General features: G+C 61.4%; 17 protein-coding genes. 7 read left to right on the plus strand and 10 right to left on the minus strand.

Translation table 11 applies throughout. The annotated features are described in order from the left end of the window. Positions 1 to 86 precede the first annotated feature (86 nt). The 4 genes from V5N47_RS08770 to V5N47_RS08785 all read right to left on the minus strand — a co-directional run bounded on the left by V5N47_RS08770 (position 87) and on the right by V5N47_RS08785 (position 3,685). Entirely contained in the window at positions 87 to 1,448 is a 1,362-nt protein-coding gene (locus V5N47_RS08770; protein ID WP_338726926.1) for an aspartate aminotransferase family protein, read from the minus strand. 155 nt (positions 1,449 to 1,603) lie between these two features. After that, the gene (locus V5N47_RS08775) at positions 1,604 to 2,068 is read right to left on the minus strand and encodes a universal stress protein (protein WP_338726927.1); all 465 of its coding nucleotides are present in this window, start codon (positions 2,066 to 2,068) and stop codon (positions 1,604 to 1,606) included. Positions 2,069 to 2,123: 55 nt separating this feature from the next. Continuing rightward, the gene (locus tag V5N47_RS08780) at positions 2,124 to 3,359 is read right to left on the minus strand and encodes an MBL fold metallo-hydrolase (protein ID WP_338726928.1); all 1,236 of its coding nucleotides are present in this window, start codon (positions 3,357 to 3,359) and stop codon (positions 2,124 to 2,126) included. 41 nt (positions 3,360 to 3,400) lie between these two features. After that, complete coding sequence (locus V5N47_RS08785) at positions 3,401 to 3,685, minus strand: hypothetical protein (RefSeq protein WP_338726930.1); 285 nt, start codon at positions 3,683 to 3,685, stop codon at positions 3,401 to 3,403. 235 nt (positions 3,686 to 3,920) lie between these two features. Between V5N47_RS08785 and V5N47_RS08790 the strand changes: the two genes are divergently transcribed. After that, the gene (locus V5N47_RS08790) at positions 3,921 to 4,322 is read left to right on the plus strand and encodes a 30S ribosomal protein S6e (RefSeq protein ID WP_338726932.1); all 402 of its coding nucleotides are present in this window, start codon (positions 3,921 to 3,923) and stop codon (positions 4,320 to 4,322) included. 103 nt (positions 4,323 to 4,425) lie between these two features. Further along, positions 4,426 to 4,869: a hypothetical protein gene (locus V5N47_RS08795; protein WP_338726934.1), complete on the plus strand. Its 444-nt coding sequence runs from the start codon at positions 4,426 to 4,428 to the stop codon at positions 4,867 to 4,869. Here V5N47_RS08795 and V5N47_RS08800 read toward each other — a convergent pair. Beyond that, on the minus strand, positions 4,866 to 5,036 hold the full coding sequence (locus tag V5N47_RS08800; RefSeq protein WP_338726935.1) for a hypothetical protein: 171 nt from the start codon (positions 5,034 to 5,036) through the stop codon (positions 4,866 to 4,868). The genes V5N47_RS08795 and V5N47_RS08800 overlap by 4 nt on opposite strands. Positions 5,037 to 5,067: 31 nt before the next feature. Between V5N47_RS08800 and V5N47_RS08805 the strand changes: the two genes are divergently transcribed. Continuing rightward, positions 5,068 to 5,517 carry a DUF5807 family protein gene (locus V5N47_RS08805; RefSeq protein ID WP_338726937.1) on the plus strand — a complete coding sequence of 150 codons (450 nt, stop codon included), beginning with the start codon at positions 5,068 to 5,070 and terminating at the stop codon, positions 5,515 to 5,517. 138 nt (positions 5,518 to 5,655) lie between these two features. Here V5N47_RS08805 and V5N47_RS08810 read toward each other — a convergent pair whose 3' ends face one another. Beyond that, the gene (locus tag V5N47_RS08810) at positions 5,656 to 6,753 is read right to left on the minus strand and encodes a recombinase RecJ (protein ID WP_338726938.1); all 1,098 of its coding nucleotides are present in this window, start codon (positions 6,751 to 6,753) and stop codon (positions 5,656 to 5,658) included. 59 nt (positions 6,754 to 6,812) lie between these two features. Then, positions 6,813 to 7,250 carry a universal stress protein gene (locus V5N47_RS08815; RefSeq protein ID WP_338726939.1) on the minus strand — a complete coding sequence of 146 codons (438 nt, stop codon included), beginning with the start codon at positions 7,248 to 7,250 and terminating at the stop codon, positions 6,813 to 6,815. An 85-nt stretch (positions 7,251 to 7,335) separates the two neighbouring features. On the opposite strand from V5N47_RS08815, the gene V5N47_RS08820 reads away from it, so the two are divergent. After that, positions 7,336 to 7,785, plus strand: coding sequence for a universal stress protein (locus V5N47_RS08820; RefSeq protein ID WP_332897804.1), 450 nt, complete (start codon positions 7,336 to 7,338; stop codon positions 7,783 to 7,785). Here the strand turns inward: V5N47_RS08820 and V5N47_RS08825 are convergent. After that, the gene (locus V5N47_RS08825; protein WP_338726941.1) at positions 7,777 to 8,298 is read right to left on the minus strand and encodes a GNAT family N-acetyltransferase; all 522 of its coding nucleotides are present in this window, start codon (positions 8,296 to 8,298) and stop codon (positions 7,777 to 7,779) included. The genes V5N47_RS08820 and V5N47_RS08825 overlap by 9 nt on opposite strands. Then, the gene (locus V5N47_RS08830) at positions 8,295 to 8,663 is read right to left on the minus strand and encodes a universal stress protein (RefSeq protein ID WP_338726943.1); all 369 of its coding nucleotides are present in this window, start codon (positions 8,661 to 8,663) and stop codon (positions 8,295 to 8,297) included. The genes V5N47_RS08825 and V5N47_RS08830 overlap by 4 nt, the downstream gene beginning before the upstream one ends. 80 nt (positions 8,664 to 8,743) lie before the next feature. Here V5N47_RS08830 and V5N47_RS08835 point away from each other — a divergent pair, with 80 nt between their 5' ends. Both V5N47_RS08835 and V5N47_RS08840 read left to right on the plus strand, forming a co-directional pair. After that, positions 8,744 to 9,424, plus strand: a complete 681-nt coding sequence (locus V5N47_RS08835) for a DUF5806 family protein (protein ID WP_338726944.1) — start codon at positions 8,744 to 8,746, stop codon at positions 9,422 to 9,424. Between the two features lie 142 nt (positions 9,425 to 9,566). Then, positions 9,567 to 10,961 carry an FAD-binding oxidoreductase gene (locus V5N47_RS08840; protein WP_338726946.1) on the plus strand — a complete coding sequence of 465 codons (1,395 nt, stop codon included), beginning with the start codon at positions 9,567 to 9,569 and terminating at the stop codon, positions 10,959 to 10,961. 39 nt (positions 10,962 to 11,000) lie between these two features. Here V5N47_RS08840 and V5N47_RS08845 read toward each other — a convergent pair whose 3' ends face one another. Next, the gene (locus V5N47_RS08845) at positions 11,001 to 11,483 is read right to left on the minus strand and encodes a hypothetical protein (RefSeq protein ID WP_338726948.1); all 483 of its coding nucleotides are present in this window, start codon (positions 11,481 to 11,483) and stop codon (positions 11,001 to 11,003) included. 112 nt (positions 11,484 to 11,595) lie between these two features. On the opposite strand from V5N47_RS08845, the gene V5N47_RS08850 reads away from it, so the two are divergent. Beyond that, positions 11,596 to 14,055: an ABC transporter ATP-binding protein gene (locus V5N47_RS08850; protein ID WP_338726949.1), complete on the plus strand. Its 2,460-nt coding sequence runs from the start codon at positions 11,596 to 11,598 to the stop codon at positions 14,053 to 14,055. Positions 14,056 to 14,074: the final 19 nt, after the last annotated feature.

Consider the following 14,074-nt stretch of genomic DNA (forward strand, 5'->3'; position numbering starts at 1 on the left):
TGCATCGCACAACACCGAAGATGACAAACTGATGCCAGAACGGCTACCGCTGCGCACTGACAGGTCGTCCACTCGGTATCGAACGTTCAGCAGGTTTCGGCGATTGCCTCGGTGACCACGTCCAACCCGACCTCGGCTTGCTCGCGCGTCACCACGAGCGGTGGGATGAGCCGCAACACGCTCCCGTACCGACCGGCGCTCCAGACGAGCACGCCGCGCTCGTAGCAGTAGCGTTGGATCGCTTTGACTACGTCTTTGTCCGGCTTGCCGTCGCCGTCTACGAACTCGACGCCGGTGAACAGCCCGCGGCCGCGCACCTCGATGATTCTGTCCGTCCCGTCTGCGGCCGCCTGTAGTCGGTCGCGCATGTAGCCACCGAGGTCGCGGGCGTGGGCGAGCAGGTCGTGGTCTTGGATGTAGTCGATTGCTCTGATGCCGCCGACCATCGCGGGCACGTTGCCGCGGTAGGTGCCGACGTGGCCGCCCGGCCCCCACGTGTCGAGGTCTTCGTGGTACATCGTCGCGGAGAGCGGCAGACCGATGCCGCCTATCGCCTTCGCCATTGGCATGATGTCGGGGGTGACGTCTTCCCAATCGCTTGCAAACCACTGGCCCGTCCGCCCGAAGCCGGTCTGGATTTCGTCGACGATGAGTGGTACGTCGTTGGCCGCCGCGAGTTCTTTCAGCCGAGGGAGGAAGCCCGCAGGTGGCGTCACGACGCCGCCTTCGCCCTGAATCGGCTCGACCCAAATTCCGGCTGGATTCGCCAGTCCGCTGTAGGGGTCTTCGAGGAGTTCGCGGACGTTTGCTAACGCCGACTCGGCGGCTTCTTCCGGCGACTGCTCCTGCCGCGTGGCGTACGGATACGGGACGTGGGTCACGTCACCGAGCAGTGGGGTGTAGTTCTCCTTGTACTTCTTGCCCGCCGTGAGGCTCAGTGCTCCTGCGCTCCCACCGTGGTACGCACCACGGAACGCAATGAGGCCCGACCCGCCGGTGTTGTGTTTTGCGAGTTTGATGGTCGCCTCGATGGCGTCACTGCCCGTTGGCCCGCCGAACACCACGCGGTTGTTGTCCGGGAGTGCGCCGGGGGCAATCTCGTTCAGTTTCTCGATGAGGTCGAGGCGTGCTTCGGTCGGGAAGTCGACCGTGTGCACCACCTTCTCCAGTTGCTCTTGGACGCCTTCGAGGACGTACGGGTTCGAGTGGCCGACGTTGAGCACGCCGATCCCTGCGAAAAAGTCAAGGAACGTGTTGCCGTCGGCGTCGCGCACCGTCGCGCCCTTCGCCTCCTCGATTGCGATTGGGACGCGCTTTGGATACGCGACCGCGTTGCTGTCAATCTTTGATTGCTTCTCGATGAGTCGCTTCGAGGCCGGGCCGGGGACTGCCGTGGTGACGTCCGGCGCGTCGTCGAAGTGGAGGTCGTGAATTGCTGGGCTGGCCATGCGTCGCGTTTCTCAACTGAGGGCAAAAAGTTTGCCCATCAACCGAAAATACATCTAATTATCGAACCATGTCCAAAAATATGGGGGCATAAAGAATAGGTGGGCGTGTGAATCGGTGAATCTGCTGTCGCAAAAAAGGTGCCTGGGACACTCGCTCATTCGTCGTTGTTCGATGGGTCGACGATGACCACGGGGCGTGTCGTGTTTTTGAGGATGGTCTGGACGACGCTGCCGAACAGGACACTTTCGACCGCGCTGCGCTTTCTGCCCGACAGCACAATCGCGTCTGCGGTTATCTTCTCTGCAAGGGCGAGGATTCCGTCTCTTGGTGGGTACGGATGGTCAACGTCCCGAATTTCGGATTCGATATTGTGTTCGGTAAGCCACTCGTGGGCGGCCAGCACCGCGCCTACACGCTGTGCACTCTGCAGTTCTCTCGAGGCGTCGAGTTCAGGACCGTGCAGCACGTGGGTGAGCGTCACCAACACCGACGCTGTCGCATCCGGGAGCGAGTTCACATAGTGCGCCTGTGACAGCGCACTTTGTTCATCCGTATCAATCGGCAGGAGCACCCGATACTTCGAGTCTCCAACGGTGGGCGAATCGACTTCTGTTGCCACTGTAGTCCCTAACCGAGTCTAGACGCGAGAACGACCGGACACCACCCGTGTCCCGTTACTCGACGTGAACCGTCTCGCCAAGTTCCGGCGCACTCGCGTCGAATCCTTCACTCTGCAACTCATCGGCAAACGCCTCACACCGGTCGCCGTGATTGAGCAGGACTGGCGTGTCTGTGTAGCTGGCGAGAAAGGCTTTGAGCCCATTCCGGTCTGCGTGGGCGGAGAAGTCGTACGCTTCGACCTGCGCGCTCACGGGCATCACCTGGCGGTTGATTTCTGCGCGACCGTACTCCAGTAGCTCACGACCGGGCGTGCCCTCGACCTGATAGCCCGTGAAGGTGAGCTTGTTGACTGGGTTCGTGCGGATTTCGGGGACGTAGGTCATCGCCGGGCCACCGGTGAGCATGCCGCTGGTAGTCACGATGACCGTGTTCTTGCGCGCAATGCGTTTTCGCTGGCCGTTTTTCCCGGTCACGAATCGGGCGTTCGACTTCGCTCGCTTGAGCGCAGCTTCGCTTCGGACGTACTCGGGGTAGGAGCGGAGCAGCTGCGTGATGTACTTGCCCATCCCGTCTACGTAGCAGTCGATACCGTGGGCCGCACAGACGTGGAGGAGTTCTTGGGTACGACCAATTGCGAAGGCTGGAACGATGACCGTGCCGCCTTCTCTGACCGTGGTTTGTACGCTCTCTGCGAAGCGCCTCTCGACCTGCTCGCGCGGGTCGTGGTCAACGTCAGAGTAGGTCGATTCACAGAGCACCACGTCTGCGTCGGGGCGGTCGGTCGTCCCCGAGAGGAGTCGGGTATCGTCGGTGTGGAAATCGCCGGTGTAGAGCAGTTTCGTTTCGCCGTCGTCTACGAGGACGTGGGCGCTGCCGGGGATGTGCCCGGCGTTGTAAAACGTGATTTCGTGGCCAGCGCCTTCGAACGTTTCGCCGTAGCCGTGTTCGTTGGACACCTGTGTCATCCGACCGACTTCGACTTCGGTGAACGGACAGTCGTAGGTTCCCCCGTGGAGCTTGAGCGTGTCTCGACAGAGCGTCAACGCGAGCTCGCGCGTTGGCGGCGTCCAGTGAATCGGTGGTCGGTCGTTTCCCGACAACAGCGTTGGCAACGCGCCGATATGGTCTAAGTGACCGTGTGAGACGACGACGGCGTCCGGCGAAACGTCGGAGACGGGGTAGGCTGGCGGGTTGCCGGGGGCCATCCCGTAGTCTAAGAGGAGGCGGTCGTTTACGAGGATGGCACTCCGGCCAACCTCTCGTGCACCGCCGAGAAAGCGTAGCTTCATCTGCGCGACGGTAGTGGCGCTATTCGTTTGCCTCCATCGGTTCAGATGTCGCCAAACAGCGTCGGGAGAATTCGGAACTCTGCGTACCCGCCGTAGGCCGTCTCAAGCGCGCCGAGCCACCAGTTCCAGCGCTGGGAGAGCGAGCTGTGCTTTGGTGCGTCGTTCAGGTTTTCAATGATGTCTTCGACCGTGAGCTCGTGGCCGCGGTCGCGAGCTACCTTCCCTGAATCGGCTAAGTCACACGCTTGACGGACAACGACGCGCAGCTCGTCTGCATTCGGGTCAAACTCCGCCGTGAGTGCCCGTTCGAGCCGCTTTGAGTCCATGATGGCTGTCTGTTCGTCCCGGACGCACTTGACGCTTCGGGGATTTACACTGACAAATCGGCCATTTTCGGACCGCTCCGGCCTTCTCCGGGTGTTCTACAGATATGCGCTCGGGCATATCGGGTCGCGTTGACGGTGCCCATAGCCTAGGCCATCCACCCGGCCGTGCGGGGCGACCACCCGGGGAAAACGAGGTTTCGATGTGCTTTTCAAGCGCGACCATATTTACACACGCATGGCAGACTTTCAGGTCGTCGTCGCTGACCCCGAGTCCGGCGAGACCTTTCAGCGCGACATTGAGGGACAGGATGCGAACCGATTCATGGGCAAGTCCATCGGCGATGACGTAGACGGAAGCGCCGTTGGCCTCTCCGGCTACACGCTCGAAATCACCGGCGGCTCCGATAACACCGGCCGCGCGATGCGCAAAGACGTCTCCGGCCCGAACGTCAAAGCAGTCCTCCTCACCGGTGGCACGGGCTACAAGCCAGAGCGCGACGGCGAGCGCCGCCGCATCACCGTCCGTGGCCGCGAAATCAGTGACGAAACGCGCCAAATCAACGCCAAAATCACCGTCCGCGGTGACGAGTCCATCGAAGCCCTCCTCGACGAGGACGACGGCGAAGACGAAGAATAACCCCGTTTTTGGCGGTTTGTTTTTCCGTTCCTCGGCTCCCGAGTGACACGGCTTTGCTCTCGAAAGCGCAGAACCTTTGCCGTCCGCTTTCGTGTCCCCACCAATGGCTGACAAAATTTCGAGTGACAACCCTTCGGTGACGGAAGTCCGCGCGACACTCACTCGCCGTGGCCGTACCGACCGCCCGTCGATAACCATTCCCGAAGCCCACCACGACGCCTTCCCCGTCGGCGACGTCGTCCGCCTCGTCCTTGACGGCAAACAGTACCACTCGCGAATCGAATCGCCCCTCGGCAGCGACGGGCCGGAGTTCCACGGCGCGTTCGACAACGCTCGGCTCGCCCGCGCCGACGGCGAGGGTGAGAACCATCTGGACGCATGGGTCAAACACTCCGGACGCTCGTTTGGGAGCTCTGTCCTCGTTGACATCGTCGAAAGTGGCTTCCTCTACGGTCTCAGAAAGCCGGGTGAACGAGCCGTGTACACGGCGGTTGAAGCCCCAAATTCGAGCCTGACCGATATTGCGCGGTCGCTCGACGAATCTTAGATGTGCTGGAGCGAGCCGTAAAGAAAGCGCCCAATCGCGAGGTGTTGGCGCATGGCGTCTTCGATACGCTCTTGTGCACCGTGACCGGTGCGGTCGCTCCTGACTTCTCCCCGGACGAGGCGCTTCGCATCCTGCTCGCGGCGACGAACTCGAGCGGTAAGCCACACCGTTTTTATTTACTGCGCCGATAGCACGGCCATGAGCGAAACTGCGCGTGAGGAGTTCCTTGCTGGTGAGCGTACCGACGACGTGTTGATTTTCTTCGCCGCCCACGCCCTCTCGAACCCGGAGGCGCTCGCAGACCACGGCGAGCTGCGAGACGAGGGCGTCGTGATGGTGCTCCCCGGCGAGCAAGGCCGCGCGATGTACGAGAAAGCAACGGGCGTTGACCCGATGACGTTCGCCCAGCGGGCGATGGGCACAGAAGGCGACATCGGCGGCGACCTGCTCTCTGCGACCTGTCCACAAAAGTGGGACGACGAGTCAACTGACGACCACCAGATTCGCAACATCTTCGCGTTCGCAGAGGAGCAAAACGAGGAGGTAGGCGGCTTGTACGCGGAAGGAAACGTCATCCACGCCTACGCCCACTGTACCTGCGGTGCGGCCTACTCAGACCGCTGGGTCGTCGGCGACCGCGACGCCTGAAACGCCGTCGCTCGTGGGAATGTAAGGGGGGTGGGGGTAGGGGCACAGAGAACAAATCGCAGGATGGCCCCTGCGATGGTAATAGCAGTGTTGTGATATAACTATTTGCCCTGTTTCGAAGGGTGATCGAACGGAGTGTTATTCGTCGTCGTCCGGTTCACTGCTCGCCGATTCTTCGGCTGCGAGTCGCTCAAACGCAGAGATGATGGTTTGTTTGGTCACGGCACCCTGCGTCGTCCAGTGGTGGGCGTAGTCGAGCATGTCGTCGTAAATGTCAGGTTTGCAGCCTGCGGCTTTCGGGTGGCCACCACCGTTCACTTGTGCGGCGACTTCGTGACAGCGTTTGAACGTCTCGGTGCCGCGAATCGACGCACTGCCTGCGGGTTTGACGATGACGGCAGCGTCAGAGCCCTGTTCACGAAGGGCTTCTGCGACCTCGTTTTGCGAACACCGGCCGTAGGTCACGCCGACCGTCCAGTCACCAATTTCGTGGAAGTTGGCACGCGAAATCGCCTGCTCGATGAGCGCCTCTTTCTCGATTCGCATCTCGGCTAAGAACTCCTCGGCTTCTTCCGGGAGGGCTGCACCGTGTTCTTGGATGAGTTCTGCGTACTCTTCTGGTTCGCTCCAGTAGGCGAGGTCTGCGAGGTCGTCGCTGCGAGGGTCTTCGCGCAACCAGAGGTCGTGGTCTCGCGTGACTGCGGCGAGGTCTACCAAGTAGTCGGGGAAGTCGAAGTCAAGTGAGCGAAGCGCCACGTCCGCCGTACACTCCTCCTCTGAGTCGCCGATGACGAGTTCGACGCCCGTTTCACGGACGGCGTCTGCCACCTCGTCGTTCCACTGGTGGTGGTCGAACCACGTCACGTCCGCGTGGTCTACGAGCAGGTGCAGCTCCTCGTCTACGTATTTGAACTTGTCCGGGCAGAGGTCACAGATGAAGACGGTCGCCCCGGGTTCTGCGTATTCGGCGACGTGCTCCATCGCGTCCTCTAAGTCGTAAGGCCCAGCGCCGACCAGCGCGGCCTCGCCGTAGACGGCGCGGATGAGGGCCACGCAGGCGAGTCCGTCTGCGTCCGGGTCTGCGATGACGACGGTCGAGGCACCCTCGAGGGCTTCTTTCACTTCCTGTTCTTCGAGTTCGTCGTCGAACGAGTCGGGGGTGAAAAAGCCCGTCCCCGGGAGTACGGATTTCCGAGCCAACGAGAGGTGTTCGTCGTCGATGAGATAGTCGTCCATACGCACCTGTTGGGCTGGCGAGAAAAGAACGCCTCGGTTGGCGAGACGCGCGAATTCGGTTACTGGGCGGCTTCGCCTTCGAGTTGGCGCACCGTGAGGACGGGTACGGAACACCGGCGGACGACCGTCTCTGCAACGCTCCCGAGCAGGAAGCGGTGTTCGCCGTGACGGCCGCGGGTGCCGGTTGCGACGATGTCGATGTCGTGGTCTCGGGCGTAGTCGCAGATGACGCTCGCCGGGCGACCGGTTTCGATGGCGGTGACGACGTCGCCAGCAGCGCCCGCTTTCACCGCGTCGAGCGCTTCGTCTGCGGCGTCTTCGAGTGCGTCGCGGAACTCCTCGCGGATGCTGTCGGGGGCGGTGTCAATCTCGCTGTCATCGACAACATAGAGGGCGTGTACCGTGGCATCGAAGCGGTTTGCGAGGTCGAGCGCAACCGTCACGGCTCGCTCGACGCTGGCTGAGCCATCGGTTGCGATGACCACGGAGTCAATCATACGCTGTCGTTTTGCGCGATGATGTATAAATTCTGCCTGTCGCGCCCTCGGAGGCTTTTTTAGGTGGGACGACCCAGGTTGGCACATGGCTGCGCCCGTTTCAGTTGACACGGTGCTCGCTCCCGTCGACGGCAGCGAAGCCTCGATGCAGGCTGCCGAATACGCGCTTGCGATTGCCGAACGTTACGGCGCATCGGTTCACCTCCTCAGTATCGTGAGCGAAGACTCCGTCCGTGCGATGGCGACAGGCGAACTCGAACCTGACACCGTCGCAGACCGCATGGAGACGTTCGTCAAATCACTCGAATCCATCCGCCCGGAATCCGTGTCGGTTGGGCACTCTGCGGCCGCTGGCTTCTCGCTGCACCGCAAAACCCAGCACCCCGGAAGCGTCATCTTGGACGTGGCAGACGACGTGGACGCAGACTTCCTCGTCATCCCCCGCGAACCGCTCACGGGGCGACCTGACGAAGTGCTCTCGAAAGCCGCAGAATACGTGTTGCTCTATGCGAGCCAGCCCGTGCTCTCAGTTTAGTCGAATCGCCATTTCGAGTTCGAAGCTCTCGGTGCCGCTCGTCTCGAAGCCGACTTTGTGATACAGCCCGATTGCGGCGGCGTTCCATCGCTCGACGGTGAGCCACACCTTTTCGACGCCGCGTGCCGCGCCAAGGCCGAGCAGTGCGGTCATCAGTTTCGAGCCGATGCCTGCGCCCTGATAGGCGTGGAGGACGAAGATGGCGAGTTCGTACGACGTCTCACCGTCGGGGACAAGCGTGGCGTGACCGATGATGGTGCCGTCGTGGCGGGCGACCACGTTGTGTCCTTTCGGGACGATGTTTTCGAGCCACTTGCGGACGCTCTCCTCGCCGACTGGTGGGATGCCTTGGGCGCGGTCTGCGGGGTCGAACTCGACGTACATCGCCACGAGTTCTTCTATCGCGTCGTCGTACGCTTCGACGGATAGCTCGCGGCCTTCCGTGTCGGTGAACGAAAGCGGTGGTTCGTCGAAGGGGCCTGCCACCTCGTCGGGGTAGATTTCGCGGCTCATCGGATGAGCGTCACCGACGTTCGGGAGTTGAGCAGGACGAACTCAGAGATGCTCCCAAGGTTGATTTTCCCCATCGGACTGCGCTGACCGCCGCCAAGTACGACGCGGTCGAACTCGCCGCTGTCTGCCAGTTCAACCAGCTTGCTTCCGGGGTGTCCAGAGAGATGTTCGATGCTCGCTTCGACGCCGTACTCTTCTATGACGTCGCGCACTCGTCGCTCGATGGCGTCTGCGGCGCGGTCTGATTCGGGGTTATCGAGGATGGCAATGGTGAGCGTATCACCCGTCGCTTTCGTCCGCTCGACGACTTCCGAGAGCGCGTAAAGTGAGTCGTCGGTTCCGCCGATACCCAACAGCACGTTCATACGCGGGGAAACGCGTGCCGGTGGCAAAGTCGTTATCCCTCCGTCGATACGGTTTTGGGGCCGGCGAAACAGGGTGGCATATGGCAGGTGACCCGCCCGCTCCGGACAACCCTGTGGAGCAGGCAAACGAGGACACGGACAGCGACTATTCAGAGGCGGGAGCCTCGACGGACGCCACGGAACCCGAACCGGCGGCTCCGGAATCGAACACCCCACCCGAGGCAGAACCAGAACGCGACATCCCCGACGACGTCGCCGAGTACGCCCGCTTCTCGAAGATGGATGGGGCGGCCTACGACCGCGTCAACCAGTTCCTGCGCGACCGGACCTACGTGACCGCCCGCGAGTGGGCCATCGCGCGACTCTGTTCTGACTTCCGCACTGAAACCGGCGTCGAGATGACGAAAATCGGGCGCAACCTCCCCGAACTCGTCCCGTTCATGACCGACACCTACTCGCCACAGGCGGTCAATCAGGCACGCTCAAGTTTCGAGAGTAAAGTCCGAAAAGCGGGCGCGACGTTCCTCTACGGCGCGATGTGCGACTTTTTCACCGCTGAAGAACTCGACGACGTGATGTACGAGGCCACCGAGGTCGCAAAGTTCCTCCTCGAAGTCGAGGGCGTCGATTTGACCGTGGACGAAGAACTCGCCGCAGAAGAGCGTATCTCGACGGTGATGCGTGAGGTGCGACAGGCGAGTCAAGAACTCAGATACGAAGAAGTCGAGTGCCCCGAGTGCGGGTGCATTCACGAACCCTGAGGCTGCTGGGCCCGTTTTGTTGCCGCCGGTGACTGAGTTTGCCTTCGTTTCTCAGTGCGAGCTGATTTCTTGAAAACCACCGAGTCAGCGTCTGCCGTGTAAGTTTATGCAACCGCGTTGCGTCTGTTAACTGTGAGTTGTGATGTCAATTATCACGGCCCCGTTAGACGATAGTGCAGTACGTGGGCTCAACGCAGACATTCGCGGGCAGGTAATCCAACCAGCCGACGATGGATACGACGAGGCTCGAACGGTGTACAACGCGATGATCGACCGCCGCCCCGCCGTCATCGTGCGCCCGTCTGGGGCTGCCGACGTGATGGCTGCGGTCGATTTCGCCCGGAAACATGAACTCGTGATTGCAGTGAAAGGTGGCGGACACAACGTTGCGGGGAACGCCGTCTGCGACGGTGGCCTCCAGATTGACCTCTGTAACATGAACGCCGTCCTTGTCGATACTGAGGCCCGGACAGTTCACGTTGGCTCCGGCGCGAGACTGGGCGACCTTGACCACGAAACCGCGCCGCTCGGTCTCGTCGCACCCGCGGGCGTCGTTTCAATCACGGGCGTCGCAGGACTGGCCCTCGGTGGTGGGTTCGGCTACCTCTGTCGAAAACACGGATTGACGATAGACAATCTCCGGGCTGTAGACCTCGTCACAGCCAAGGGCGAGCTCGTCCACGCCAGTGCTGAGAGCAACCCCGACCTGTTCTGGGGCGTCCGGGGCGGCAGTGGCAATTTCGGCATCGTGACCAACTTTGAGTTCGACCTCCACGAACTGGAGGCGGTTCTCGCTGGGTTGCTCATCTATCCGGCTACCGAGGCTCACTCGGTCGTCCGGGGGTGGTGGAAGTACGCTTCCGCTGCCCCCGACGAACTGTCTGTGTGGCTCAATTTCTCTACCGCCGCTCCCGAACCGTTCATCCCGGAGGCGTACCACGGCAAACGAATTCTCTCAGTCATTCCGATATACTCGGGCGACATCGAAGACGGGCGGGAGGCGGTTGCGCCGTTCAAAACACTCGGTACGCTTCTCGCCGACACCGTTGAGCCATGGCGGTTCGTAGACTGGCAGCAGGCGTTCGATGCGTCGTATCCGGCCGGCGAGCGATATTTCTGGAAATCGCACAATTTCAAATCCCCGTCGGGAGCGGCACTCGATTGCATCACGGACTACGCGATTTCGCCGCCAACGCCAGATACGCGCGTCTCTGTCACCCACCTCGGCGGGGCGGTAAACCGAGTCCCCTCGGATGCGACGGCTTACCCCCACCGAGACGCAGATTTCTTAGTGAACATCACGACCCGCTGGCAAAGCCCCAACCAAGATGATGCGTGCATTGCGTGGACCCGGGAGTACTTCGACGCGTTAGCCCCACACGCGACCGGCGGAACCTACGTGAACTTCACGACCGAATCTGAGGGTGAGCAATCGATGGCCTACTTGGAGAACTACGAGCGCCTCGTTGCGCTCAAAAACGAGTGGGATCCGGACAATCTTTTCCGGATGAATCAAAACATCAAACCGACTGTCTAAGCATCACCGCTCTTTTTCACCACATCCTCTGCTATCCGTCTAGTCTCGCTGTGGCAACAACATCCCCGCCTGCTCGTGGGTGAAGGTGATGATGCGGTCGGTCGAGAGCCGGCGGGCGTGGGTGTAGACGACGCCCTCCTCGCGGGCGCGCGAAATCATGTCTTCACCCGTTCGCACGTCGTAGTACGACGGGATGCAGATAGCGCGTTTTGTGGCTTCGTCGCGGATGACGAGCAGGAGATAAATGATGTCGTCGTTGCCCGCGCGAAACACTTCATAGGAGTCGAATTCGGCTTGCTCGTCGTCCATCCAGTCGGCGATTGCTTCGAACTCAGAGGAGGGGACGATGAGGTCGATGCCGTAGCGCACGTCGTCTGCGACGGCGACGCTGTCGCCCGGGTGTACCTCGATGACGTTCCAGCCGTCTTCGCGGTACTCCTCGGCGGTTGCCTCCATGTCCGCGAGCACGGCGTCCCACTGGCCGGTGACGCGGCCGAGCGGATTGTGGGCTTCCTCAGACATACCCGTACAAGTTCTTCCACGGGTCAAAAGCGTTCGGCTGTGTGGGTGTGGATTGCGTGCGTGGCATAGACATTCGGTACTGGTTTATAGTGAGATTTCAAAATTTGCCTCAATGACCGACCTGCTCTCCATATCGGGTCTCCGCACGCAGTTCAACACGGAACGTGGTGCGGTGAAAGCAGTTGACGGTATCGACTTGACCGTCCGCGAAGGCGAGACAGTTGGCCTCGTGGGCGAATCAGGTTCGGGAAAAAGCGTGACCGCGCTTTCGACCATGAACTTGGTTGACGACCCCGGCCACATCGCCGATGGCTCGGTGGAGTTCCACGCCCCGGACGTCGCGGCCGACCTCGCCGCGAAGTACAAGAACTCCCACGAGTTCGTTGACGAGGACGAGGGTGTCATCGACCTCACCAACGCCCCCGAATCCGCGATGCGGGAGATCCGCGGCGGGGCGATGAGCATGATTTTCCAAGACCCCATGACCTCGCTCAATCCGGCGCTTACCGTCGGCGAGCAGGTCGCAGAGAGTCTTCGCCTCCACCAGTACGGCGGCCGGAAGAAGGACTCGTGGCTGAATGCCGTCCGCGAAGTCCTGCCAAAGCTCGGCGCCGACATGAGCGAGGAACTCTTAGAAGACACCATCGACATCCTCTCTGCGGTCGGGATTCCAGAGCCCGAAGCCCGCATCGATAACTACCCACACGAGTTCTCCGGCGGGATGCGCCAGCGTGTCCTCATCGCCATCGCGCTCGCGTGTCAGCCACAGTTGCTCATCGCAGACGAGCCAACGACGGCACTCGACGTGACGATTCAGGCGCAGATTTTAGACCTCATCAATGAACTGCAGGACGACCTCGGGATGTCCGTCCTGTTTATCACCCACGACCTCGGCGTGGTCGCAGAGACCTGTGACCGCGTCGCGGTTATGTACGCCGGTGAAATCGTCGAAGAGGGCCCTGTCGAGGAGATTTTCGACAACCCAAGTCACCCGTACACCTACGCCCTGCTCGAATCAATTCCACGCGAAGATGCAGACCGGCTCACACCAATCGAGGGCAACGTCCCAGGCCTCATCGACATGCCCGACGGCTGCCACTTCGCAGACCGCTGTCCATGGGCCACAGAGGACTGTACCGCAGGCGAGATTCCGTACCTCCAACACGGCCCCGAAGACGTCGACCACCGTGCGAAGTGTATCTTTGAGTCGTTCGACAAAGACGAGTACGGCGCAGACCGCGTGGGCGTTTCTGCCGAGGAAAGCTCGGTGGACTACGACGGCGAGCGTATCCTCGAAGTCCGTGACCTGAAAAAGCACTTCTCGAAGGCAGACGGGATGCTCGACGAACTGCTCACGCGCGAACCAGCGAGCGTGAAAGCCGTCGATGGCGTTGACTTAGACATCTACGAGGGCGAAACCCTCGGCCTTGTGGGCGAATCTGGCTGTGGGAAATCGACCACGGGTCGCACCATCCTTCGTCTCCTTGACCCGACGGAGGGAACCGTCGTGTTCCAAGGTGAGGACATAAACGACCTCTCGAAGACGGAGATGCGCGAGATGCGCCGCGACATGCAGATGATTTTCCAAGACCCGATGTCGAGTCTCGACCCGCGCATGAGCGTCGGGCAAATCATCAAAGAGCCGCTTGCGATTCACGACTTGGCGGAGGGACACCGCCGCGAGCGCGTCGAGGAACTGATGGAGGCCGTTGGCTTAGACCCGGCTCAGTACGACCGCTACCCTCACGAGATTTCGGGCGGCCAGCGCCAGCGCGTCGGCATCGCCCGTGCGCTTGCGGTTGACCCGGACTTCATCGTCTGTGACGAGCCCGTCTCGGCACTCGACGTGTCCGTGCAAGCCCAGATTCTGAACCTCTTAGAAGACCTGCAGGGGGAGTTCGGGCTGACATTCCTGTTCATCGCCCACGACCTCTCTGTGGTGCGCCACCTCTGTGACCGCGTCGCCGTGATGTACCTCGGTGAAGTCGTCGAAATCGCCGAGACGAGCGCGCTGTTCGACGAGCCACGTCATCCGTACACCCAAGCGTTGCTCTCTGCGATTCCCGAACCAGACCCGCACGCAGAGACCGACCGCATCCTGCTCGAAGGCGACGTGCCAAGCCCAATCAACCCACCGTCTGGCTGTCACTTCCGCACGCGGTGTCCGCAGGTCATCCCGCCCGAGGGCCTCGACATCGAACAGGCCGCCTACCGCGAGGTGATGGACTACCGTGAGCGCGTCGAGTCAGAAGACCTCGTGCTCGACCCCATTTGGGACGCCGCAGAATCGCGCGCAGAGAGCAGTGCAGTCGCCACCGATGGCGGCTACCCCGCGCCGCTCTCTGCATTCATCTCGGCACTCTACGACCGCGAGTTCGACCACGAACTCACCGGCGAGCCACGCGAGGTCGTAGAGGAGTCGATGCGCCACCTCGCAGACGGGAACTGGGAGCGTGCCGCAGCCGAACTGCGAGACACGTTTGCGAGCCCGTGTGAACAGTCTCGTCCACTGTTGCAGGATACTGCACATCCGGCCGCCTGTCATTTATACGAGCAGCCGTCTGAAAAATAGCGCCTCACACGCTCCTTGC

This window comes from Haladaptatus sp. DJG-WS-42, assembly GCF_037198285.1.
Classification (GTDB): domain Archaea; phylum Halobacteriota; class Halobacteria; order Halobacteriales; family Halococcaceae; genus QDMS2.